Raw genomic sequence first — 21154 nt, 5'->3', positions numbered from 1 at the left:
GTCACGAGCCCCGAGCTGTGGGGAGGACCGCGGTGCCCCAGACGTAGGCGAAAGACGCGAAGGCCGGTACGGCGACGCCGAAGACCGGGACCAGCCCCGGGACCAGGTAGTACACGCAGAGTGTCACGCCGGCCACGAGCAGCGTGACAAGCGCCAGGACCGGGCGGGCGAGGACGAGGATCGCGCTCCGGCGGACGAGCGCGAACGGTCCTTCAGCGAAGTGGGCAGCGAGGATCCAGACGTTCACGGTCATGCACGACACGAACAGCGTCACCAGCCAGAGCACCGCGCCGAGCAGTGGCTCGACGACACCGAGGTCGGCGGTTTCCAGCAGGTGCCGGTCCAGCAGGAGCACTGCCCAAGCCGTCGCGAAGACGTAGCCCACTACGTTGGCCGTGCGGAACTCCTGCCGCCAGATCCGGCGGAACTCGCCAGGCCCCGTCGACGGCTGGGCTGACTGCAGGAACTCGCCGCGGATGACGCCGTACACCGCGGCGGTCGCGGGGAAGACGCCGAGCACGATGCCACCGGCCAGACTCCACACCACCCACAGCAGGTGCAGCTTGAGCAGCAGCAGGCCCACCTCGCCCGCCCTCGTGTGCCAGGTGAGGACGCGTTTCATCAGCCTTTCACCGACCCGATGAGGACGCCCTTCTCGAAGTAGCGCTGGAGGAACGGGTAGAGCACCAGGACCGGGAGGCTCGAGACGACGATCACGCCGTACTTGATCTGGTCGGCATATTGCTGGTCGTAGCCGACGCCGCTGCCTCCGCCGGTTCCGGCGCCACCGGCGAACGCCTGATTGGAAAGGAGAATGTCACGCAGCACGATCTGCAGCGGTTGCAGGGCGTTGTCACGGACGAACACGAGCCCGGTGAAGAAGTCGTTCCAGTGCTGGACCAGGTAGTACAGGCCGATCACCGAGATGATCGCCTTGGACAACGGCAGCGCGATCCTGGCGAAGTACTGCAGGTAGGACACGCCGTCGATCAACGCCGCCTCGAACAGCTCCTTCGGCAGAGAATGCTCGAAGAAGGCGCGGGCGATGATGAGGTTGTAGACGTTCACCGCTGACGGCAGGACGAACACGAGCCAGTTGTCCAGCAGGCCGAGATCGCGATACAGCAGGTACGTCGGGATCAGACCGCCGTTGAAGAACAGCGTGAACACGAAGAACAACATGAGAATCCGCCGTGGACGGAACTCCGGCCGCGACAAGGCGTACGCCGCCGGGATGGTCACGACCAGGTTCAGCGCGGTTCCGGCCACGCTGTAGAGCAACGTGTTGCGATAGCCCGTCCAGATCCGATCGTCGTTGAAGATCTCCCGATAGCCGAAGAAGCTCACGCCTTTCGGCAACAACCACACCTCGCCGGTGGACGTCAGCGACGGATTGCTCACGGACGCGATCACCACGAAGTAGACCGGATAGATCACCGCGAACAGGACCGCCACGCAAATCGCGCCGAGCGCGAGCATGAAGACGACGTCGGCCGGTGTCTTGTTGCGGAAGAATCCCTTGCTCTGCGGGTAGGTCGCGCTCACCACAGGCTCCAGTTCGATACGCGGCGGGCGATCGCGTTCGCGGCGATCAGGAACACGAAGTTGATGACCGTGTTGAAGAGGCCGATCGCGGTGGCGTAGCTGAACTGAGTGCTGAAGATGCCGATCTTGTACACATACGTCGCGATGACCTCGGACACCGGCAGGTTCAGGGTGTTCTGCATCAGCCACACCTTCTCGAAACCGGTGTTCAGCACGCCGCCCATGGTGAGAATGAGCAGGATCACCATGGTCGGCACGATGCTCGGGACGTCGACGTGCCGGATGAGCTGCAGCCGGTTCGCGCCGTCCACCTTGGCCGCCTCGTACAGCTGGGGGTCGACTCGCGACAGCGCGGCGAGGTAGATGATGCTGTTCCACCCGCAGTGCTGCCACACGTCGGAGATCACGTACACCGGCACGAAGGCCGACGTGTCACCGAGGAGGTTCACGTCGTCGAGACCGAAGAAGGCGAAGGCCTGGGTCAGCAGCCCGGTGGACGGGTTGAGGAACGCCTGCAGCATGCCGACGATGACGACGATCGAGATGAAGTGCGGCAGGTACGTCGCCGTCTGCATGAACTTCTTGCGCCGGCCACCGGCGATCTGGTTGATCATCAGCGCCAGCATGATCGGCGCGAGGAACCCCACCACGAGCGTGGTGATGCTGATGACGAACGTGTTCCGCAGCAACGGCCAGAACAGCGGGCTGTCGAAGAACTGCTGGAAGTACTTCAGGCCGGCCCATTTGCCACCCGCGAGACCCGCGGTGAAGTCGAACTCCCGGAAGGCCAGCTGGATCCCGTACATCGGGACGTACATGAACAGGGCGATGAACCCCACGGCCGGCAGGACCATGAGCCACAGTTGCCAGTACCTGCTGACATGCCGGCCGGCACCCAGACCGGCCCGTCTCCGGGCGCCGGCCACCGGCTCGCGAGCTGCCACAAGCGATTCCGTCATCAGTGCGTCTTCACGTACTCGTCGTAGTAGCGCTGGTAGACCTCGATGTTCTTCTGCAGGCCGGCGTTCTGGACCTGCTGAACGTATTTGTCCCACTGATCCTCGATGCCACCCTTGGTGATCCACTCGGCGAACTTCGTCATCGTGCTGTTGAGGATCGTGGTGTTGTTCAGCGCCAGCTGGTTCGTGTCGTCAGGCGTCATCTGGACGAACTGGAAGGGGTAGACGTCCTTTTTCGCGTCCATGTTCGCCAGCGCCTTCAGCAGCGGTTTGGTCTGTTCGACGGCTTCGTCGAGGTCGGCCGGCAGCTTTACCTCGATGTCGTCCCGGATCCAGAGCGGGCCGTTGTCCGCGAGAGTGACCGTCCATTTCAAGGTCGACGGGTCGGTCTTGGGGTCGGCCGGCGGGAGCACCTCGTACTCCTTGTCGCTGACCTTCTTGACGTACCGGCCGAGATCGCCCCACAGCACCTGCAGCGACATCTCCTTGTCGTAGAAGGCGTTGATGACCTTGAGGGCTGCCTGCTTGTTGCTCGTTTTCGCGGACATGACGATCTGGTTCGACGGGAAGTTCTCGCTGTTGGAGTCGTACGTCCAGGTCACCGGGGTCGTCTGGCCGGCTTCCGCGAGCAGCGGCGCCATCGCGACGTACTGGTCGGCCAGCTGGGCGCCGAACCGGTCGCTGGCCGTCCAGCCCCAGCTGAAGCCGACCCTGGCCACGTCGCCGGAACCGCGGCCGACCGCCTGGTAGGCCGAATAGTCCTGCGTCATGACGTTCTTGCTGACCAGGCCCGCGGCGTAGCAACGATGGAGGAACTGGATCACTCGCTTGTAGCGCTCGTCGACGAGGAAATTGCCGACCTTGCCGTCCTCGAGGAAATAGCCCTGGCCACCGCCGCCCGCGATCGGCAGGCCCACGCTGCCGAGCAGCACACTGGGCTGGAAGTACCCGAAGCCGCCCGTGCCGACCGGCGACCAGTCCATCGGGATCTCGTCGTTCTTGTCACCGTTCCCGTTCGCGTCCTCCTCCTTGAACGCGACGAGTACGGTGTACAGCTCGTCCCAGGTGGTTGGCACCTTCAGGCCGAGACGGTCGAGCCACTGCTTGTTGATGTACTGGTGGGTGACGGTCGTCGGCCAGAACCGCTTGTAGCCCGGGATCGAGTAGATCTCGCCGGTGGACAGCGTGGCCATCGACTTCAGCTGCGGCTTCGCCGCGAACAACGCCTTCACGTTCGGCAACGCGTCCAGGTCGTCGGCCAGGTTCTCAAACAGCGTCCGGTACGTGCCCATGTCGGAATTCGTGATCCCGTTCGTACCGACGATCAGGTCCGGCACGTCGCCGGCCGCCAGCATGGTGGACTTCTTCTGGTCCCAGTCGGCCGAGATCTCCTGCCACTGGATCTTCACTCCAGCGATCTTCTCCAGCTGCTTGGGCCACTCCATCGTGCTCATCGGCTTGGTCAACGGATGCTTGGTGACCGCGATCCGCAGCGTGTTCGGATCGCTCGTCGAGTTCTTGCCGGAGCACCCGGCGAGTGCGGTGAGGCCGGCCGCGACGACGAAGGCACGGCGGGACAGAACCGGTGGGGTGGCCATGCGGTCCTCCTAAGGGGGGACGGAGGGTGTGACCCGGATCTCGGTGAATGTTTCAGCGATGTTAGGGGCGCTCCTTCAGCGATGTCAACGACAAGACAAAGAAGGCGACAAGTCACCGGATCAAGGGGTGAAGGGTGGGTCAGACCAGCGCGGACGAGTCGCGGACCAGCAGGTGCACACCGGTGTGCACCTGCCGGGCCTCGCCGTCGTAACCGTCGAGGCGCTCGATGAGCAGGTGAACGGCGGCGGCCACCATCGAGCCCTGATCAGGACTCACCGACGACAGCGACGGGATGGTGAACTCGCCTTCGTCCGTGTCGTCGAAGCCGGTGACGGCGACGTCGTCAGGGACGCGGATCCCGTGCGTGCGCAGGGCTTTCAGCACGCCCACGGCCATCGTGTCGTTGACGCACACCGCGGCGTCGAATCTGGGGCCGGAGCGCCGCAGCAGCCCCACCATCGCCTCGTAGCCCGTGGCCCTGCGGTCCCAGTCCGAGCCGTTGGCGACGAGCGACGGGTCATGCTCGATGCCGTACTCCTCCAGCGCGGCGAGGAACCCGGCGTACCGGTCACCGGTCGGGACGGCACCAACCGGACCGTTCCAGACGAACGCGAGCCGGCGCCGGCCGGTGGCAAGCAGATGCCGGGTGATCGCCACGAAGCCCGCGTGCTCCCCCATCAACACAGAGTCAAGCGTCTTGATCGGAGCGCCACCGAGGGCCACCGCCGGGCGCCGCGGGGCGGCACCGGCGAGCAGCTCATCGGACAGGTGATGCGGGCAGATGATGACGCCGTCGACGTCGGCGGTCGTCACACCGAGGACCGCGTCGCGTTCGCCGGCACTGCTGTGGGCGATCCGCAGCGTGCTGGTGAACCCGCGCTCGGCCAGGGCGAGGATGAGGCGCTCGGCGTTCTCCGCGAAGTACGGCTGGTAGAGGTTCGGGACGACGACGGCGATCCGGCCGGTCCGGCCGGAGGCGAGCCCACGGCCGGCCTGGCTCGTGGCATGCCCCGCCTCGTAGCCGACCTCCTCGACCGCGGCCTGGACCCTGGCCCGGGTCGTGGCCGAGACGTGCGGGCGGTCGAGGAGGACGTTGGAGACGGTCTTCGCCGAGACTCCGGCCCGCGCGGCGACATCCGCGAGCGTCGGGCGTTTCATCGCGGGTCCCGGCCGAGCGTGGACTCACGCCGTACCAGCTCGACCGGCGACACGACCGCGCGCGGGTGCCGCGGTGCCGTGCCGGCGAGGCGATCGGAGAGCAGTTCGAGCGCGCTGCGCGCCAACCGGGCCGGCCCGGGGTCGACCGTGGTGAGCGACGGCGTCGAGAACCGACCGTCCTCCAGGTTGCCATATCCCACGGCCGCCACCCGCCCCGGAACATTCACTCCATGCTTGACGAGCGCCGCGAGAGCCCCGAGCGCCACTTCGTCGTTGACACACAGCAGCGCGTCGACGTCCGGATGCTGCTCCAGCACGTGTACGGCGGCTCGCGCGCCCGCGCGCCGGTCGGCCGCCTCACCGAGATCCACACACGGTACGGCAGCGGGGTCGATGCCGGATCCGGCGAGAGCCGCGAGCATCCGGGCCTGATCCGCTCCGAGCAGAGCCGGGCGCGACCGGCCCATCACGGCGAGGTGGCGGGCCACCAGCGCCGCCGCCTCCGCGACGTCCTCCTCGACGCTGTCCACCTCGGCCGCGCCACCTTGTACGACGACTACCGGGCGGTCGTCCAACCCGTCGGTGATCAGCGCTGCCGGGCCGATGAGCACCACGCCGTCGAACGTCTTCCCCCGAGCGGCGAGGACCGCCTCCAGCCGGGCCGGATCGCCGTGCGTCGGCTCGACCGCGGCGAGCATTCCGCAGCGATCCGCCTCGGTGACGAGCGCCTCGACGAGACCCGCGAGATACGGGCGGCGCAGCTCGGTGACGGCGATGCCGACCACCCCGATCAGCCCGGTCCTGAGCGCCCGGGCGGTCCGGTTCGGAACCCAGCCGAGCTCGTCGATCGCCGCATGCACCCGCTGCACCTTCTCCGGACGGATGTGCGGTTCGCCATTCACCACACGCGAGACGGTCTTGATCGAGACGCCGGCCCGATCCGCCACCTCCCGCATCGTCACGCGCATGCGTACAGCGTAGGTCACGGTGGCACCTGTCAGGATTCGGTCCGATAGTGACGGTGCTCCTCGATGCGATCATCATCGCCTTCGCCACCGGGGCGCTGGATTTCGGTTACGTCAATACCCGTCTTCGACTGTTCGGTCGCTGTGACGGATGTGGCCGGCATAGTAATTTCCCACCATGGTCAAATTACGTGGCGCCGGCTGGGCAGGCGTCCTGCCACGCAAGGCCGTTCGCTTAGCCGTCGCCGGAGTCATCGCCGCCGGGTCTCCGATCGGACTCGGCTCGTCGTTCGCGTACGCGTCGACTTCGCACACGTCTACCAACGCCGTCATCATCTGGGACAGGAACGCCCAGACAGCGATTTGGGACATCGCCGGGCAGCAACCGCAGGTCCAGGCGCGCAGCTTCGCGATGGTGCACGGAGCCGTCTACGACGCCGTGAACGCGATCGCCGGCACTCCCTACCAGCCATACCTGATCGCGCCGCCCGCCGATGGAACCGAGTCGACGGACGCGGCCGTCGCCACCGCGGGCTTCCTTGTGCTGAACGCTCTGTTCCCGGATCAGCAAGTGAGGTTGAAGACACAGTACGACGAGGCGCTGGCCGCGATTCCCGACGGTACCGCCAAGCAGCGCGGGATCACCGTGGGCACTCAGGCGGCCTCCGCGATGAACGCCGCACGACAGAACGACGGGGCGTTCGGAGACCAGACCTGGCCCGTGGGCACCGAGCCCGGTCAGTGGCGGCCGGCGCCACCCACGTTCGCCTCCGACGGGGCATGGGTCGGCGAGCTCAAGCCGTTCCTCATCCGCGGCGCTTCCATGTTCCGCACATCCGGCCCGCCATCGCTCACCAGCCACCGGTACGCCCGGGACTTCAACGAGGTCAAGACGATCGGCTCGGCGACCAGCACGGTCAGGACGCCCGACCAGACACAGGCCGCGATCTGGTGGCACGACCGGCACCTGGCCGAATGGGAGATCAAGCGTCAGCTGGCGACGAAACAGCGACTGAGCACGCTGCAGACGGCGCGGATGTTCGCCATGGTCGACATGGCCGAAGCCGATGCCACGATCGCCTGCTACAACGAGAAGGCGGCGTGGACCTTCTGGCGGCCGGTCACCGCGATCCGCCTGGCCGACACCGACGGCAATCCGGCAACGACGGCCGATCCCGACTGGATGCCATTGCTCGTCACACCGCCGCACCCCGACTACACGTCCGGACATACCTGCTTCACAGCGGCGAGCATGTCGGCGTTGACGTACTTCTTCGGCCGGGACGACATCCCCTTCAGCGGGTACAGCGCCGACTCGGGTACCACCAGGTACTTCCGCGGCTTCTCGCACGCGCTCGCCGAGGTCATCGAAGCCCGCATCTGGGGCGGAATCCATACCCGCACGGCCGACGTGGAGGGCGCGAAGATCGGCAAGAAGGTCACCGCTTACATGGTTGCGCACTACTTCAAATCGAAGGATTGACGGCCCCGGCATCACGGCGGGCCCCCGCCCAGCTTGCCGATCGCGCGCCTGTCAGGCTCCTCTGAGCAGGCGTTGGCAATCGTCTCGCCGTCGCCGGGGGCGCCGCCGGCATCCTCACCCGGATTCGCCGTGCGGGAGATCGTGCTGGGTGAACATGTCGATCAGGAGGCGGACCGGCAGGTTGGCCTCGGTCGGGTAGCGGAAGTGCAGATCGAGGTTGAGGCTGTATTCGTTGCGCCGTCCGACCCGGTCGCGGGTGATGTATCCGGCCTGGTGCAGATCGGTCACTATGCCCTGCACGGCCCGCTCGGTGATCCCGATGCTGGCGGCGATGTCACGCAGCCGTACGCGGGGGTCGCGGGCGATCTCCAGCAGCACCCGTGCGTGATGGGTCAGGAAGGTCCAGGCGGGCAAACGGCTATCGGACTTGGTCACAAACCTTCACCTTCTACCATCATGGCGCACATCTCGGTAGGGGGCGCGGCGGCCCCCTCTTCTCATCATTGACGAACGATGGTTCGGGTATTGCAATTCAGGCATTAAACTTCAGAAGAGGAGAAGCGAGTCATCTTGCCTCGTATGCTTGCAACCCCTCGTGCCCGAGAAGGATGCCATGACCGTTCGCATCATCTTTGTGCCGAGCCTCCCGGAGATCGCCCTGTCACCCCTGAGGCTGGAATGCCAGCACCTGGATGGCGTCGTCCTGATCACCGTGATCGGCGAGGTGGACATCACCAACGCCGACCAGCTGGACACCTACATCCGTCAGCAGATGCTGCCCGGCAGGCCTGTGGTGCTCGACCTCGGCAGGCTGACCTTCATGGACAGCACCGGCCTGCAAGTGCTGGCAGACGTCCATGTCACCCTGCGGGAGCAGGGCACAGCCCTGCATGTGACGGATGTCCACGGCATACCGGCCCGGGCACTACAGATCACCGGCCTGTGGTCGTTCCTGAACATCCACTCCAGCGCGGCAGAGGTCGTCCTTAAGGACCTCAGCGACCAACAAGCGCCTCCCACGTAATCACCCTGAGCATCTATCGGTTCGGACATCGTGGGACTCGTGGAGATCCCGCCCGTGCCGCCACCGCCGATCGAGCAGACTTCTTCGCGAGAGCCGTACACGGGAACCAGCTCGGAAAGCGAGAAGCCATGGCCGATGTGTTCGCGAAATGCCGGCTGCCCGAGACCTACCAGTTCGTTAAGGAACTCGGCGTCTATCCCTACTATCAGGCCATCGAGGAGCGGCCGGGTGGGGGTGAGGTCGTGATCGACGGGCGGGTGCTCGTGCAGGCGGGCTCCAACGACTACCTCGGCCTGTCGGGCGACGAACGCGTGAAGGAGGCAGCGGTCGAGGCGACGCGGCGGCTGGGCACCGGCAGCGGCGGCTCACGCCTCAGCAACGGCTCGCTCGCTCTGCACGAGGAGCTCGAAGCGCGGCTGGCGGCCTTCCTCGGACGAGCGGCGGTCATGGTGACCAGCGCGGGCTACTTGGCCAATCTCGCCCTCGGGGCGCTGATCGGGCCCGGTGACACGGTGATCGGCGACCGGCTGGTCCACGCCTGCCTGATCGACGCCGTACGCCTGAGCGGAGCGCGGTTACGCCGCTACCGGCACAACGACATGAAGCATCTGGAGCGGCTGCTCGACGCCTCCGATCCCGATGCCGGGCGGCTGATCATCACCGAGGGCATGTTCTCCACCTCCGGCAGCGTGTGCGACCTGCCGGGAATCGCCAAGCTCGCCCGCGCGTACGGTGCCCGTGTCGTCATGGACAGCGCCCACGACGTCGGCCTGCTCGGCGCGACCGGGCGGGGCGCGGCCGAGCAGCACGGGCTGGAGCGCGCGGTCGACCTGCAGACCATCACCTTCTCCAAGGCGCTGGGCACCCTCGGGGGCGCTGTTGCCGGCCCCGAGGAGATCATCGCCTACCTGCGGCACTACGCGCGGTCCATGGTGTTCACGGCCGCGCTGTCCCCGGCGTGCGCCGCGGCCGCGCTGGCCGCCCTGGAGATCATCACCGCGGAGCCGGAGCGCCGCGACCGCCTGCGGGTGGCGGCCGAGCGGTTGAGCGGGGAACTGGCCTCCATCGGGTACGCGGTCGTCCCCTCCGATCGGCCGGTCATAGCGGTGCCCGTCGGCGACGACCTGCTGTGCTTCCGGCTGTGGCGGGAGCTGTTCGACGAAGGCGTCTTCAGCACCGCCATGATCTCGCCCGGCGTCCCGCCCGGCCAGGCGCTCATCCGGGTCAGCATCACCGCCTCCCACACCGAGGCCCAGGTGGACCGTATCGTGTCGGCGTTCGCCGCCGCCGGACGCCGCCTGCGGCTCGCCTCCGAGGCGTAGGCGGCACAACCGGCCGTCGTCAGCTCGTCACCCACAGCGGCGTCAACCTCGCACCCGAACTCGGCCGCCTCGCGGCCCAGGAGATCACCTACGGCGCCGGTCCCGGCCTCGCCGAATACCGCGTCACCCGCGGCATCGCGACCTCCGTGAAGGACGAAAGCCTGACCCTCATGACCACACGCTGACCACGCCTGGCGTTCCGTACGTCCTATGCGGGCCCTTGACGGCGGTGCAGGACGGCGGTCGCGGCGGCCTCCGGCGTCATCGGGATCCGGTCGAGAGCGGCCCCTACGGCGTCTCGGACGGCCGCCGCGATCGCGGCCGGTGCCGAGGCTCCCCCACTCCGGTCAGCCCGTCGGCGGCGACTGTGGCTCCTGCGTGCGGTGACGTTACCGGCGCGCTCGAGTGGCGTAGTCGTCAACGTGCCGTCTGAGCTGGTCATTTCTCGGAAAGCCGGGCCTCTTCATGACGGCCCTGACCGAGGCGCCGCGTTAGCGTCGGCGGCATGGAGATCGACGTGGTGCTGCCGTGCCTGAACGAGGAGGCGGCCCTTCCGTGGGTGCTCGGGCGGATGCCGGACGGCTTTCGCCCGATCGTGGTCGACAACGGCTCGACCGACGGATCCGCGAAGATCGCGACCGAGCTCGGCGCGACGGTGGTGCACGAGCCCCGGCGCGGATTCGGCGCCGCCTGCCATGCCGGACTGGTGGCCGCGGCCTCGGACGTCGTGTGCTTCATGGACGCCGACGCGTCGCTCGACCCGGAACAACTGCCTCGGGTGAGCGGGCCTGTCGTGGCCGGCGAGGCCGACCTCGTCCTCGGCCGCCGGGTCCTCCGGCCGGGCTCGTCCTGGCCTGCGCACGCCCGGCTCGGCAATGCCGTCCTGGCCCGGAGGCTACGCCGGCGTACCGGTGCCAGGCTGCACGACCTGGGGCCGATGCGGGCGTGCGGGCGGCTCGCACTGCTCCGGCTGGGGCTGGTCGACCGGCGTTTCGGCTATCCGCTGGAGATGGTGCTGCGGGCCGGAGCGGCGGGCTGGCGCATCCACGAGACCGAGGTGGACTACCTGCCCCGCAAGGGCAGGTCGAAGGTGACCGGCACGGTACGCGGCACCCTGCGGGCGATCGGCGACATGCGCCGGGTCATGGCACGTCGGGACGGGGTCGCGTGAGTGCGGAAGAGGGCCGGGACGGCGACTTCCGGGCGCAGATCCTCGTGATCGCGAAGGAGCCCCTGCCGGGAAGGGTCAAGACGCGGCTCGTTCCGCCTCTCACCCCCGTCGATGCCGCCGCTCTGGCGAGGGCCGCGCTGGAGGACACGCTGCGGACCGTCGCCCAGGTTCCGGGCGTTTATCGGGTGCTCGCCCTTGACGGTGCCCCCGGAGTCTGGCTTCCCAGCGGTTTCACGGTGCTCCCGCAGCGCGGGGACGGTCTGGACGAACGGCTGGCCGCGGCGTTCGAGGACACCCACCGGTTGCGGCCCACTCCCATCGTGCTCATTGGCATGGACACCCCGCAGGTCTCCCCTGGCCTGCTGACCGATGCCGTGTCTCTGCTCTCCGGCTACGACGCGGTGTTCGGCCCGGCGACCGACGGCGGCTTCTGGCTGCTCGGACTACGCGCCCCCGATCCCGCGCTGCTGCTCGGCGTACCGATGTCGGAGCCGGCCACCGGAGAGATCCAGCTGCGAAGACTCGAGGAGGCAGGGATGAGCGTCGCCTTGATGCCGCGCCTGACCGATGTGGACACCGTCGAGGACGCGATCGAGGTGGCGGCGATGGTACCGCGGTCCCGCTACGCCGCCGCGCTCTCCCGGATCGGGGTACCGCGATGACGAGGGTGCTGGTGACCGGTTCCGCGGGGTTCATCGGGAGTCATGTGGTCGAGGCGCTGGAGGCGGGTGGCCACGAGGTGGCCGGTCTCGACCTTCGGTCCGGCGACGACGTTCGTGACACGGCCGTGCTCGGCCGGCTGCTGCCGGAGATCGACGTGGTCGTGCACCAGGCGGCCAAGGTCGGGCTCGGCGTGAACGTGGCGGACCTGCCCGGCTACGCCTCGGTCAACGTGTACGGCACGGCCGTACTGCTGACCGCGATGGCGGAGCATGGCGTCGGGCGGCTGGTGCTGGCGTCCTCGATGGTGGTCTACGGCGAGGGCGCCTACGACTGCGCGCGGCACGGCCGGGTACGGCCGAGCCCCCGCTCCGCCGCCGACATGTCGCAAGGGTCCTTCGAACCCCGCTGCCCCCGATGCGGCGAAAGCGTCGTTTTCGCCGCCATCGACGAGGACGCGCCGACGGACCCGCGCAACGCGTACGCCACCACAAAGCTGGCGCAGGAGCATCTCGCCGCCAACTGGGCTCGCGAGACGGGCGGTACGGCGACCGCCCTTCGCTACCACAACGTGTACGGCCCCAGGATGCCGAGGGACACCCCGTACTCGGGCGTCGCGGCGATCTTCCGTTCCGCGCTGGAGGCCGGTCGCGCTCCACGCGTCTTCGAGGACGGCGGGCAGATGCGCGACTTCGTCCACGTCCGCGATGTCGCCGACGCGAACGTGGCCGCCCTCACCGGCGGCGAGCCCGGAACGCTGCGCGTCTACAACATCGCCAGCGGGGAGCCACATGCCGTCGGTGACATGGCCAGGGCCCTGGCGGCGCAGCGGGGCGGCCCGGAACCGGTCACCACCGGGGAGTACCGGCTCGGGGACGTGCGCCACATCGTGGCCTCACCACACCGGGCAGCCGCCGAGCTCGGTTTCCGGGCGCGCATCGGCTTCGCCGAGGGGATGAAGGAGTTCGCCGCAGCGCCGCTGGCCTGACCACTCATATGCCGACCTTGGAGGATCCGTTCCAGCGCCTTCCGCGGACCGGGGCATGACGCCGGACACCCTGATCCGCTGCCGCTTCGCCTGCGCGGCCGTGCTCCTGCTCGCCCTGGTCTGTGTGCTCGCACTGACGATCAGCGCGGGATCCTTCTACACCGACCGCGTGGGCCTGCTCTGGCGGTACACGCTCGCGTGGGCGCTCTTCGCCGCGGCGGTGTGGACCCTGCGCACGATACCGGGACGTCGCACGGTGTTCCTGGTGATCGCCGGCGGCATCGCGGTGACCGCCACGGGCCTCCTCGCGCCTCCGGCCACCAGCACCGACTCCTACCGCTATGCCTGGGACGGCCGGGTCCAGGCGGCAGGTGTCTCTCCCTATGACCACGCCCCGGCCGACCCCGTCCTCGCGCCGCTGCGCGACCGCTGGCTCTTCCCGGAGGGCGCCGGCTGCGACGGCCCCGGCCGCTACCCGATCCCGTCCAGCGTGGGCACCCGATCGTGTACGCGGATCAACCGCCCCGCTGTCCACACGATCTACCCGCCTCTGGCGGAGGCGTACTTCTCGGTCGTGTACCGGCTCTCGCCCGAGGGGTCACGGCACAAGCCGCTCCAGATCGGCGGAGCTCTGCTGGCGTTGGGGACGTCCCTTGTCCTGCTGATCGCCCTTCGCCGCAGGGCTCCGGCGCAGGCGGCCTGGTGGGCGTGGTGCCCCGCCGTTCCGGTCGAGGCGGTGAACAACGCCCATGTCGACACGCTCGGCGTCCTGCTCACCGTCATCGCCCTGATCACCACGAGCAGGCACAAAGTCCGCGGCGGCCTGCTGCTCGGCGCGGCGACCGCCGTCAAGCTCCTGCCCGCCGCGGCCGCGCCCGGGGCCCTGTCCGGGCTCCTGGCCAGGGGCGGGCCTTCCGTGCGACGTCGGCTGGTCGACGCTTCGGCGGTCGTCGGGCCCGCCGTCCTGGTCGTGGCGCTCTCGTATCTGCCGTACGTGCTGGCGTCCCGTGAGTCCGTCCTCGGTTATCTCTTCGGATACCTGAACGAGGAGGGCTACGACGACACCGGAAATAGCCGCCGCTATGCGGTGCTGCGACTGGTTCTGCCCGATTCGTGGGCCCTGCCGGCCGCCCTCGCCGTTCTCGCGGCCACGACCCTGTTCGTGCTGTGCCGGGGCGACGCCCAACGGCCCTGGCGTGGAGCGCTGGTGGTGACCGGGGTGGCGTTCATCGTCTTCACTCCCGGCTACTCCTGGTACGCCCTGCTGGTCGTCGCACTCGCCGCCCTTGACGGCCGCTGGGAATGGCTCGGCATCCCGTTCGCCGGTGCCGTCGCCTATCTGAGCACCCAGGCCGGCCTCGGGACGGCCGCTTACGCTGTCGCGACGCTGGCGGTGGCCGCGGGCTCCGTCATACGCACGCGCTCACAGCGGCGGCCGCTCAACGATCCGCACGCCTGGAGTTCCTGCGCCGCAGCACGTACAGCAGCCCAGAAACGCCGAAGAGAACCAAAGTGATCAGCAACCACCGCGCGAGATAAGGAGCGGTGCTCAGCCCGGACGCCCAGCGATAGTTCTGCTCGGCACCGCGGAGAATCAGCGGGAACCAGACCAACAGCAACAGGCCGGACAGCGCGGCCGGCACCCGCAGGTAGTTGATCACAGCAGGCGTCCGTCGCCGGCGCGCTACTCGCGGGAGCAGAGCGCGGGTGGCGCCGTCGGCCACGGAATACACGGGGAACAGCACCAGATCGTGCAAGATGATCGCACCCACGAACCATACGACGAACCCCATCCAGATGCCGGCGGCGACCACCCGGGTGGCGACGTAACCCGCGACCACGAAGCAGGCCACCAGCACGAGGAGGTGCCACAGGGGTGCGCCATAGACGCCTGCCAACCGCTTCACGACGTCTCCACGCGGAAGTCGAGTTCGCGCACCCATTTGGTGTTGTGCACTCCCGGGGCGTTCGGCACGATGATCCGCGCCGGATACCCGTGGTCGAGCGACAGGTCGGCGCCGTTCACCCGCAGCGCGAGCAGCGAGCGCGGGTCGGCCACCTGCCCGGCGCTGAGCGACGCCTGGCCGAAGTAGCCCACGCGCTGAAGGGACCTGGCCGTGACCCCCGCCGAGCCGGGCGGCACTCCGGCCAGGCGGGCCAGGTCCGCCAGCCGTACGCCGGTCCAGGTCTGCTCGGTCGACCACCCCTCCACGCAGGCGATCGGCAGCGCGTAGGTGTGCAGCGGCATCGTCAGCAGGTCCTCGCGGGACAGCTGGATCCGGCTCGCGCCGGCGACCGTCAGCCGCCACTGCGCGCCCGTCTCCGCCGCGGTGACGCCCAGGCTGGCCGCCGTCTTGTTGATCTGGAAGTCGTTGGGCCCGGTGCCGTACTCGCGCCCGCGCGGCGCCAGCAACGCCGTACGGCGCAGCGGCCCGTCCAGCGTCTGCCCCACCGACAGGCCGAACATCATCACCGAGCCACCGCCGACGAACGCCAGCAGAAAGCGCCGGGACATGGTGGGCGGCGCCGGATTCGCGGCCACCAGGCCATCGGGATCGGGTGGTTCCGGCCGTGTGCCGGCCAGGTCCGTGCGGAGCTCACGACGCAGGTCCCGCGACCGTACGGCGCGGATCGCCCGCGGCAGTCGCACGGCGACGTGGACGACGAGCGCGGCCAGGAAGATCCACGCACCGTACAGATGCGCCGGGTAGAAGGAGAACGGGAAGACGTAGAAGACCTGGATGTTGAGGATTCCCGTGACGAACTGGAACACCGCGCCGCCCACCAGGAGCACCAGGCTGGCCCGCTCGACGGCCTCGGCGATCGAGCGCGCGGGCGGCCAGGCGAACAGCTTCGGGATCACCGACCACAGCTTGGCCAGCAGCACCGGCACCAGCGTCAGCCCGACGACGACATGGGCGCCCTGGGTGAGCCGGTACATCCAGACCGGGTCCGTCGGCCAGTCGAAGAGATAGAAGCCCAGCAGGCCCTTGGTGGGAGTGGTGTCGTTCCCGGGCAGTCGCGGCTCGTAGGCGGCGTAGGACAACAGCCCGGTGACCGTGACGATGACCAGCCCGACCAGCAGGACCAGGCCGAGCACCGACGTGAGCCACGGGCCACGCAGGGGACTCCGCCAGAACTCGGCCCGGAACGGCCCAGGAGGCCCGCCACGCAACCATGCCTCCAACCGCTTCTCCCCACGGTCTCCCGCCCCAGCCGCGTCACCAGCGCGCCTGGGTGGCATATCCGGCATAGATCCCCCCGAAGCCGATGTCGGATACAGGAGTCCTTACCGGTTACGCCACCTTCTACGCTTCATCACGGTACGCATTCGGCCATGCCCGGCCGCCCACGTGGAAGGCGGCCACATGTCCTATGCGGGCGCCCGCCCCTGACGGCGGTCCAGCACGGCGGTCGCGACGGCCTCCGGCGTCATCGGGATCCGGTTGAGAGCGGCCCCGGCGGCGGCCCCTACGGCGTCTCGGACGGCCGCCGCGATCGCGGCCGGTGCCGACAGCAGCGGCGGCTCCCCCACCCCGGTCAGCCCGTACGGTGAGTCGGGCCGCGGCAGTTCGAGGATGTCGAGCACGGTCGGCGGCATGTCCATCGTGGTAGGGATCAGGTAGTCGGTGAACGACGGGTTCAGGATGCGGCCGTCGCGCAGCCGGATCTCCTCCATCACGGCCAGCCCGAGCCCTTGCGCGATGCCTCCGTGCATCTGACCCTCGACCGCCACCGGGTTGATCGCCTTTCCGACGTCCTGCGCGCAGGCGATCTCCACCACGCGTACCGACCCCAGTTCCGGGTCCACGTCCACGACGGCCCGGTGCGCGGCGAAGGCGTAGGCCACGTGGGCGTCGCCCTGGCCGGTCTCCGGGTCGAGCGCCTCGGTGGCCCGGTGGCGGAACACGGCCGTCTCATCCACGTCGCCCATGGCCAGCAGCTCCGCCAGCGTGATGGAGCGCCCCGACGGCGCCGTCACCGCGCCATCGCCGTAGACGAGGTTCTCCGCGCCGAGCAGCACGGCCGCGCGCTCCAGCAGCCGGGCGCGGACGGCCAGGCAGGCAGCGCGTACGGCGCCGCCCGACATCCACGTCTGCCGCGAGGCCGAGGAGGTCCCGGCGTCGCCGACGGCCGTGTCGGCGGGCAGGATCGTGACCCTTCCGACCTCCAGCTCGGTCCGCGCGATCTGCGCCTGCACGGTGACGAGCCCCTGGCCGACCTCAGCGGCGGCGGTGTGCACCTCGGCGACCGCCTCGCCCTCGTGGGCGAACAGACGCACCCGGGCCGTGCCGTAGTCGTCGTACCCGGCGGACTTGCAGATGTTCTTCACCGACAGCCCGTACCCGACGCCGCGTACGAGCTGGCCGGCGCGCGTGGAGTTGGAGGTGCCGCCCGGCAGCAGCCGAGGGTCGTCCCCGGCGGGCGGTGGCACGGGCTTGCCCGCGACCCGGCGCAGCAGCTCGGCCACGGGCGCGGGCCCCTCGACCCGCTGGCCGGTCGCCATCACCGACCCGGTGCTCACCGCGTTGCGCAGCCGCAGCTCCACCGGGTCCATGCCGAGGGCCGCCGCCAGCTTGTCCATCTGCGACTCGTGCCCGAAGCAGACCTGGACGGCGCCGAAGCCGCGCATCGCCCCGGCAGGAGGGTTGTTGGTGTAGACGGCGCGGCAGTCCACCTCGACGGCCGGCACCTCGTAGGGACCGGTCGCGAAGCAGCCCGCGTTCCCGGTCACGGCGGCCGATGTGGAGGCGTACGCGCCGCCGTCGAGCAGGATGTCGGCCTTGACGTAGAGCAGCCGCCCGTCGCGGGTGGCGCCGTGCTCGTATCGCATCCGGGCCGGATGGCGGTGCACGTGCCCGGCGAACGACTCCTCGCGCCCGTAGCTCATCTTCACCGGCCGTCCCAGCCGCAGTGCCAGCAGGCAGGCGTGGGCCTGCACGCTGAGGTCCTCCCTGCCCCCGAACGCGCCGCCCACGCCGGACAGCGTGAGCCGTACGTGCTCCTTCGGCAGCGCCAGGCAGTCCGCCAGCTGATCCTGGTCGACGTGCAGCCACTGCGTCGAGCAGTAGAGGTCGACGCCCTCCTCGGAGGGCACGGCCAGGCAGGACTCGGGGCCGAGGAAGGCCTGGTCCTGCATGCCGACCTCGTACTCGCCGGTCACGACCACGTCGGCCTCGGCATGGGTGCCTCGGCGGATGCGCAGGTGGCGTACGAGGTTGCCGCCTTCGTGCAGGGCGGGGCTCTCCAGCGCGCGCTCCGGGTCGGTCAGCGCGGGCAGCTCCGCGTACTCGACGCGGACGAGACCGGCCGCGCGGCGGGCCAGCTCGGGCGTGTCGGCGGCGACCACCGCGACCGGCTCGCCGGCGTAGCGCACCACGTCCTCGGCCAGCACCGGCTGGTCACGCTTCTCCAGCCCGTACCGGTTGACGCCCGGCACGTCGGCGGCAGTGAGCACCGCGTGCACGCCGGGCAGCGCGAGCGCCGCGGCCGCGTCCACGGATACGACGCGCGCGTGCGGGTGCGGGCTGCGGACGGTCGCGCCCCACACCATCTCGTCGTGCCACAGGTCGGAGGAGTACGCGAAGTCGCCGCGCACCTTGGACATCGCGTCGGGGCGCCGGGCCGAGGCGCCCACACCGTCCGCCGCGACCGAGAGTGTCATGGTCATCGCGACCGCCCCGCGGCCAGCCGTACGGCCTCGAAGATCTTCTCGTAGCCGGTGCAGCGGCACAGGTTGCCGGCCAGGGCCTCGCGGATCTCGGGCTCATCCGGGTCGTCGCACCGAGCCAGCAGGTCATGGACGGCGACCAGCAGGCCCGGCGTGCAGAACCCGCACTGCACGGCGCCCGCGTCCACGAACGCCTGCTGCACCGGATGGACCTCGTCCCCGTCGGCCAGCCCCTCGACGGTCACCACCGCCGAGCCCCGCGCCTGCCCGGCGGCGACGAGGCAGGCGCACACCGGCGTCCCGTCGAGGTAGACCGTGCACGAGCCGCATTCACCCTGCTCACAGGCGTTCTTGGAGCCGGGCAGCCCCACCCGTTCGCGCAGCAGCCAGAGCAGGCTCTCACCGGCCCCCACCCCGTCGAGGCTCCTGGGAACCCCGTTCACCCGCAGATCGACCCTCACCTGTTCAGCTCCTCCACTGTTCCTGCCAGGCCCACGTCAGCGTGCGCCGGGCCAGTACGGCGACGGCGTGCCTGCGGTAACCGGCGCTGCCGCGTACGTCGTCGATGGGCGCGGTGGCCCGGGCCACGAGCTCGCCGAATCGGGTGAGGACCGGCGAGGGCAGGTCGCCGCCCTCCCAGTCCAGCTCGGCGGCGGCGAACTCCTCGGCCTCGGCCGCGGCGACTGGTGTCGGGGCCGCCGAGCCGACGGAGCACCCGACGCGGCGGCGGCCCGGATCCAGCGTGAGCGCCACGGACGCGACGGCGATCACCATGGCGTTGCGCGGCCCGAGCTTGGCGAACTGCTCCGCGCCCGCGGCCACCGGCACCCGCACCGCCGTCACGATCTCGTCCCCGGCCAGCACCGAGCGCCCGGGACCGGCGAAGAACTCCCTGGCCGGGACCGAGCGCGTGCCCCGCGCCGAGGCGACCTCGACCGTCGCGCGGGCTGACAGCAGCGGCGGCAGCGCGTCGCCGGCGGGCGAGGCGGTGCCGAGGTTGCCGCCCACGGTCGCCCGGTTGCGGATCTGCGCGGAGCCGATCGTACGCGCGGCTCGCGCCAGGCCCGGCAGCTCGCCGCCGAGCTCCTCGACGATCCGTGTGTACGGCACGCCGGCGCCGAGTGTGATCGTGTCGCCGTCGCGCGACCACTCCCGCAGCTCCGGCACCCGGGAGATGTCGATCAGCGTGGACGCGGAGCGGTGCCCGAAGTTCAGCCCGACCATGACGTCCGTGCCGCCGGCGAGCAGCGTGGCCTCCGGGTGGGCGGCCTTCAGCTCGATGGCCTGCCGCAGGTCGGCGGCGCTGAGGAACTCCGTCACGCCGGCACCCCCTGTTCCGCCTGTTCGGAGCCGGCCCGCTCGGTCAGGAACAGTGCGGCCACCGTCCCCGCGACGCCCGCCGCGGTCATGTAGAGGGCGATCGCGAGCCAGGAGCCGGTGCCGTCGTACAGCCAGGTGGCGATGATCGGGGCCAGGCCGCTGCCGAACACCGTGCCGAGCGTGTAGCCGACCGACATGCCCGTGTAGCGCACGGCCGGCGGGAAGACGTGGGCGAAGAACGTCGGCATGGTGCCGTAGTTGGCGGCGTACGGGACGAACAGCACCACGAAGCCGAGCAGCATCAGCCCGAACGAGCCGGTCTGGAAGAGGGAGAACCACACGTACGGCAGCGCCGCCATGGCCACGATGCTGACCCAGAAGATTCGCTTGCGGTCCACCCGGTCCGACAGCCACCCGAAGAACGGGATGGCGGCGATGGTGAACACGTTGACCAGCAGCACGAGCTGCAGGATCATGTCGCGGTCCATGCCGAGCTTCTTCTCGCCGTAGCTCAGCGAGTAGACGGTCGCGATGTAGAAGGTGACGCCTGCCGGGATGTAGGCCAGGCACATCAGCAACACCCGCGGCCAGTGCTTCGACAGCACCTCCACGATGGGGGTCTTCCTGACCTCTCCGCGATCCCTGACCTCCTGGAAGTCGGGGCTCTCGGCCAGCTTGAGCCGGATGATCAGACCCAGCGCGACCAGGACCGCGCTCAGCAGGAACGGCACCCGCCAGCCCCAGGCGAGAAACGCGTCGTCGGACAGCTGCGAGGTGACCAGGAACACCAGGTTGGCGAGCAGCAGGCCCCAGGCGGCGCCGGTGTTGACCAGGGCGCCGAAGAAGCCGCGCCGGCCGCGGGCGGCATGCTCGACGCTCATCAGCACCGCGCCGCCGTACTCGCCCCCCAGCGACAGGCCCTGTACGACGCGCAGCAGCACCAGCAGGATCGGGGCGGCCACGCCGACCGCCCCGTACGTCGGCAGCAGGCCGATGCAGAGCGTGGCGCCGCCCATCAGGCAGAGGGTGACGACCAACATGGACTTGCGGCCGAGCCGGTCGCCGAAGTGCCCGAACAGCGCGCCGCCGATGGGTCTGGCCACGAATGCCAGGGCGAACGTCGACAGCGAGAGCAGAGTGCCGACAAGGTCGTCGAAGCTGGGGAAGAAGAGCTTGTCGAACACCAGCACAGCGGCGGTGCCGTAGATGAAGAACTCGTACCACTCGATCGTGGTCCCGGCCAGGCTGGCGAGGACGACCCGGGTGGAGCTGGACGGTTGTGCCATGGC

Annotated in this window: 20 protein-coding genes; 7 read left to right on the top strand and 13 right to left on the bottom strand. The window is 69.4% G+C overall.

All coding sequences use genetic code 11. The features are described 5' to 3' along the window. Window position 1: 1 nt before the first annotated feature. From ACQPWU_RS22805 to ACQPWU_RS22780, 6 genes are all read right to left on the bottom strand, one after another. A complete protein-coding gene (locus tag ACQPWU_RS22805) occupies window positions 2-622 on the bottom strand; it encodes a YesL family protein (protein ID WP_433443223.1) in 621 nt (206 codons plus the stop codon). Further along, window positions 622-1545 (bottom strand): carbohydrate ABC transporter permease, encoded by a 924-nt coding sequence (locus tag ACQPWU_RS22800; RefSeq protein ID WP_433443221.1) that lies wholly within the window; start codon window positions 1543-1545, stop codon window positions 622-624. The genes ACQPWU_RS22805 and ACQPWU_RS22800 overlap by 1 nt, the downstream gene beginning before the upstream one ends. Continuing rightward, on the bottom strand, window positions 1542-2504 hold the full coding sequence (locus ACQPWU_RS22795; protein ID WP_433443218.1) for an ABC transporter permease: 963 nt from the start codon (window positions 2502-2504) through the stop codon (window positions 1542-1544). The genes ACQPWU_RS22800 and ACQPWU_RS22795 overlap by 4 nt, the downstream gene beginning before the upstream one ends. Continuing rightward, complete coding sequence (locus ACQPWU_RS22790; protein ID WP_433443216.1) at window positions 2504-4102, bottom strand: hypothetical protein; 1599 nt, start codon at window positions 4100-4102, stop codon at window positions 2504-2506. Before ACQPWU_RS22790 ends, ACQPWU_RS22795 begins: the two co-directional genes overlap by 1 nt. A gap of 139 nt (window positions 4103-4241) precedes the next feature. After that, entirely contained in the window at window positions 4242-5261 is a 1020-nt protein-coding gene (locus ACQPWU_RS22785) for a LacI family DNA-binding transcriptional regulator (protein ID WP_433443214.1), read from the bottom strand. Beyond that, a complete protein-coding gene (locus tag ACQPWU_RS22780) occupies window positions 5258-6247 on the bottom strand; it encodes a LacI family DNA-binding transcriptional regulator (RefSeq protein WP_433443212.1) in 990 nt (329 codons plus the stop codon). The genes ACQPWU_RS22785 and ACQPWU_RS22780 overlap by 4 nt, the downstream gene beginning before the upstream one ends. Window positions 6248-6404: 157 nt before the next feature. Here ACQPWU_RS22780 and ACQPWU_RS22775 point away from each other — a divergent pair, with 157 nt between their 5' ends. Further along, window positions 6405-7709: a phosphatase PAP2 family protein gene (locus ACQPWU_RS22775; protein ID WP_433443210.1), complete on the top strand. Its 1305-nt coding sequence runs from the start codon at window positions 6405-6407 to the stop codon at window positions 7707-7709. A 114-nt stretch (window positions 7710-7823) separates the two neighbouring features. On the opposite strand, the gene ACQPWU_RS22770 is transcribed toward ACQPWU_RS22775, so the two are convergent. Further along, the gene (locus ACQPWU_RS22770; protein ID WP_433443208.1) at window positions 7824-8144 is read right to left on the bottom strand and encodes a helix-turn-helix transcriptional regulator; all 321 of its coding nucleotides are present in this window, start codon (window positions 8142-8144) and stop codon (window positions 7824-7826) included. A gap of 178 nt (window positions 8145-8322) precedes the next feature. Between ACQPWU_RS22770 and ACQPWU_RS22765 the strand changes: the two genes are divergently transcribed. From ACQPWU_RS22765 to ACQPWU_RS22740, 6 genes are all read left to right on the top strand, one after another. Beyond that, on the top strand, window positions 8323-8733 hold the full coding sequence (locus ACQPWU_RS22765) for an STAS domain-containing protein (protein ID WP_433443206.1): 411 nt from the start codon (window positions 8323-8325) through the stop codon (window positions 8731-8733). Window positions 8734-8861: 128 nt separating this feature from the next. Beyond that, entirely contained in the window at window positions 8862-10055 is a 1194-nt protein-coding gene (locus ACQPWU_RS22760; protein ID WP_433443204.1) for an aminotransferase class I/II-fold pyridoxal phosphate-dependent enzyme, read from the top strand. A 505-nt stretch (window positions 10056-10560) separates the two neighbouring features. Beyond that, window positions 10561-11226: a glycosyltransferase family 2 protein gene (locus ACQPWU_RS22755; protein ID WP_433443202.1), complete on the top strand. Its 666-nt coding sequence runs from the start codon at window positions 10561-10563 to the stop codon at window positions 11224-11226. Continuing rightward, a complete protein-coding gene (locus ACQPWU_RS22750) occupies window positions 11223-11888 on the top strand; it encodes a TIGR04282 family arsenosugar biosynthesis glycosyltransferase (protein WP_433443200.1) in 666 nt (221 codons plus the stop codon). Before ACQPWU_RS22755 ends, ACQPWU_RS22750 begins: the two co-directional genes overlap by 4 nt. Next, on the top strand, window positions 11885-12874 hold the full coding sequence (locus ACQPWU_RS22745; protein WP_433443197.1) for an NAD-dependent epimerase/dehydratase family protein: 990 nt from the start codon (window positions 11885-11887) through the stop codon (window positions 12872-12874). The genes ACQPWU_RS22750 and ACQPWU_RS22745 overlap by 4 nt, the downstream gene beginning before the upstream one ends. A gap of 55 nt (window positions 12875-12929) precedes the next feature. Further along, entirely contained in the window at window positions 12930-14390 is a 1461-nt protein-coding gene (locus ACQPWU_RS22740) for a glycosyltransferase 87 family protein (protein WP_433443195.1), read from the top strand. Here the strand turns inward: ACQPWU_RS22740 and ACQPWU_RS22735 are convergent. The 6 genes from ACQPWU_RS22735 to ACQPWU_RS22710 all read right to left on the bottom strand — a co-directional run bounded on the left by ACQPWU_RS22735 (window position 14314) and on the right by ACQPWU_RS22710 (window position 21151). Further along, entirely contained in the window at window positions 14314-14781 is a 468-nt protein-coding gene (locus tag ACQPWU_RS22735; protein WP_433443193.1) for a hypothetical protein, read from the bottom strand. The two genes, ACQPWU_RS22740 and ACQPWU_RS22735, sit on opposite strands and share 77 nt — an antisense overlap. Continuing rightward, on the bottom strand, window positions 14778-16061 hold the full coding sequence (locus ACQPWU_RS22730; RefSeq protein WP_433443192.1) for a molybdopterin-dependent oxidoreductase: 1284 nt from the start codon (window positions 16059-16061) through the stop codon (window positions 14778-14780). Before ACQPWU_RS22730 ends, ACQPWU_RS22735 begins: the two co-directional genes overlap by 4 nt. 186 nt (window positions 16062-16247) lie before the next feature. After that, window positions 16248-18545 carry a xanthine dehydrogenase subunit D gene (pucD, locus tag ACQPWU_RS22725; protein WP_433443190.1) on the bottom strand — a complete coding sequence of 766 codons (2298 nt, stop codon included), beginning with the start codon at window positions 18543-18545 and terminating at the stop codon, window positions 16248-16250. Then, entirely contained in the window at window positions 18542-19006 is a 465-nt protein-coding gene (locus ACQPWU_RS22720; RefSeq protein ID WP_433443188.1) for a (2Fe-2S)-binding protein, read from the bottom strand. Before ACQPWU_RS22720 ends, pucD begins: the two co-directional genes overlap by 4 nt. Window positions 19007-19010: 4 nt before the next feature. Beyond that, window positions 19011-19865, bottom strand: a complete 855-nt coding sequence (locus ACQPWU_RS22715) for an FAD binding domain-containing protein (protein WP_433443186.1) — start codon at window positions 19863-19865, stop codon at window positions 19011-19013. Beyond that, complete coding sequence (locus tag ACQPWU_RS22710) at window positions 19862-21151, bottom strand: MFS transporter (RefSeq protein WP_433443183.1); 1290 nt, start codon at window positions 21149-21151, stop codon at window positions 19862-19864. The genes ACQPWU_RS22715 and ACQPWU_RS22710 overlap by 4 nt, the downstream gene beginning before the upstream one ends. Window positions 21152-21154: the final 3 nt, after the last annotated feature.

The sequence above is a fragment of the Nonomuraea sp. CA-141351 genome (genome assembly GCF_050944675.1).
Lineage (GTDB): Bacteria > Actinomycetota > Actinomycetes > Streptosporangiales > Streptosporangiaceae > Nonomuraea.
The sequence above is the reverse complement of the archived record's forward strand: the minus strand, read 5'-3'. Positions and strand labels throughout refer to the sequence as shown.

Bases quoted from the DNA above. Each gene is read 5' to 3' on its own strand.
- ACQPWU_RS22805 (WP_433443223.1), bottom strand. From the start codon at position 622: ATGAAACGCGTCCTCACCTGGCACACGAGGGCGGGCGAGGTGGGCCTG.
- ACQPWU_RS22795 (WP_433443218.1), bottom strand. From the start codon at position 2,504: ATGACGGAATCGCTTGTGGCAGCTCGCGAGCCGGTGGCCGGCGCCCGG.
- ACQPWU_RS22790 (WP_433443216.1), bottom strand. From the start codon at position 4,102: ATGGCCACCCCACCGGTTCTGTCCCGCCGTGCCTTCGTCGTCGCGGCC.
- ACQPWU_RS22785 (WP_433443214.1), bottom strand. From the start codon at position 5,261: ATGAAACGCCCGACGCTCGCGGATGTCGCCGCGCGGGCCGGAGTCTCG.
- ACQPWU_RS22775 (WP_433443210.1), top strand. From the start codon at position 6,405: ATGGTCAAATTACGTGGCGCCGGCTGGGCAGGCGTCCTGCCACGCAAG.
- ACQPWU_RS22765 (WP_433443206.1), top strand. From the start codon at position 8,323: ATGACCGTTCGCATCATCTTTGTGCCGAGCCTCCCGGAGATCGCCCTG.
- ACQPWU_RS22760 (WP_433443204.1), top strand. From the start codon at position 8,862: ATGGCCGATGTGTTCGCGAAATGCCGGCTGCCCGAGACCTACCAGTTC.
- ACQPWU_RS22755 (WP_433443202.1), top strand. From the start codon at position 10,561: ATGGAGATCGACGTGGTGCTGCCGTGCCTGAACGAGGAGGCGGCCCTT.
- ACQPWU_RS22745 (WP_433443197.1), top strand. From the start codon at position 11,885: ATGACGAGGGTGCTGGTGACCGGTTCCGCGGGGTTCATCGGGAGTCAT.
- ACQPWU_RS22740 (WP_433443195.1), top strand. From the start codon at position 12,930: ATGACGCCGGACACCCTGATCCGCTGCCGCTTCGCCTGCGCGGCCGTG.
- pucD (WP_433443190.1), bottom strand. From the start codon at position 18,545: ATGACCATGACACTCTCGGTCGCGGCGGACGGTGTGGGCGCCTCGGCC.
- ACQPWU_RS22710 (WP_433443183.1), bottom strand. From the start codon at position 21,151: ATGGCACAACCGTCCAGCTCCACCCGGGTCGTCCTCGCCAGCCTGGCC.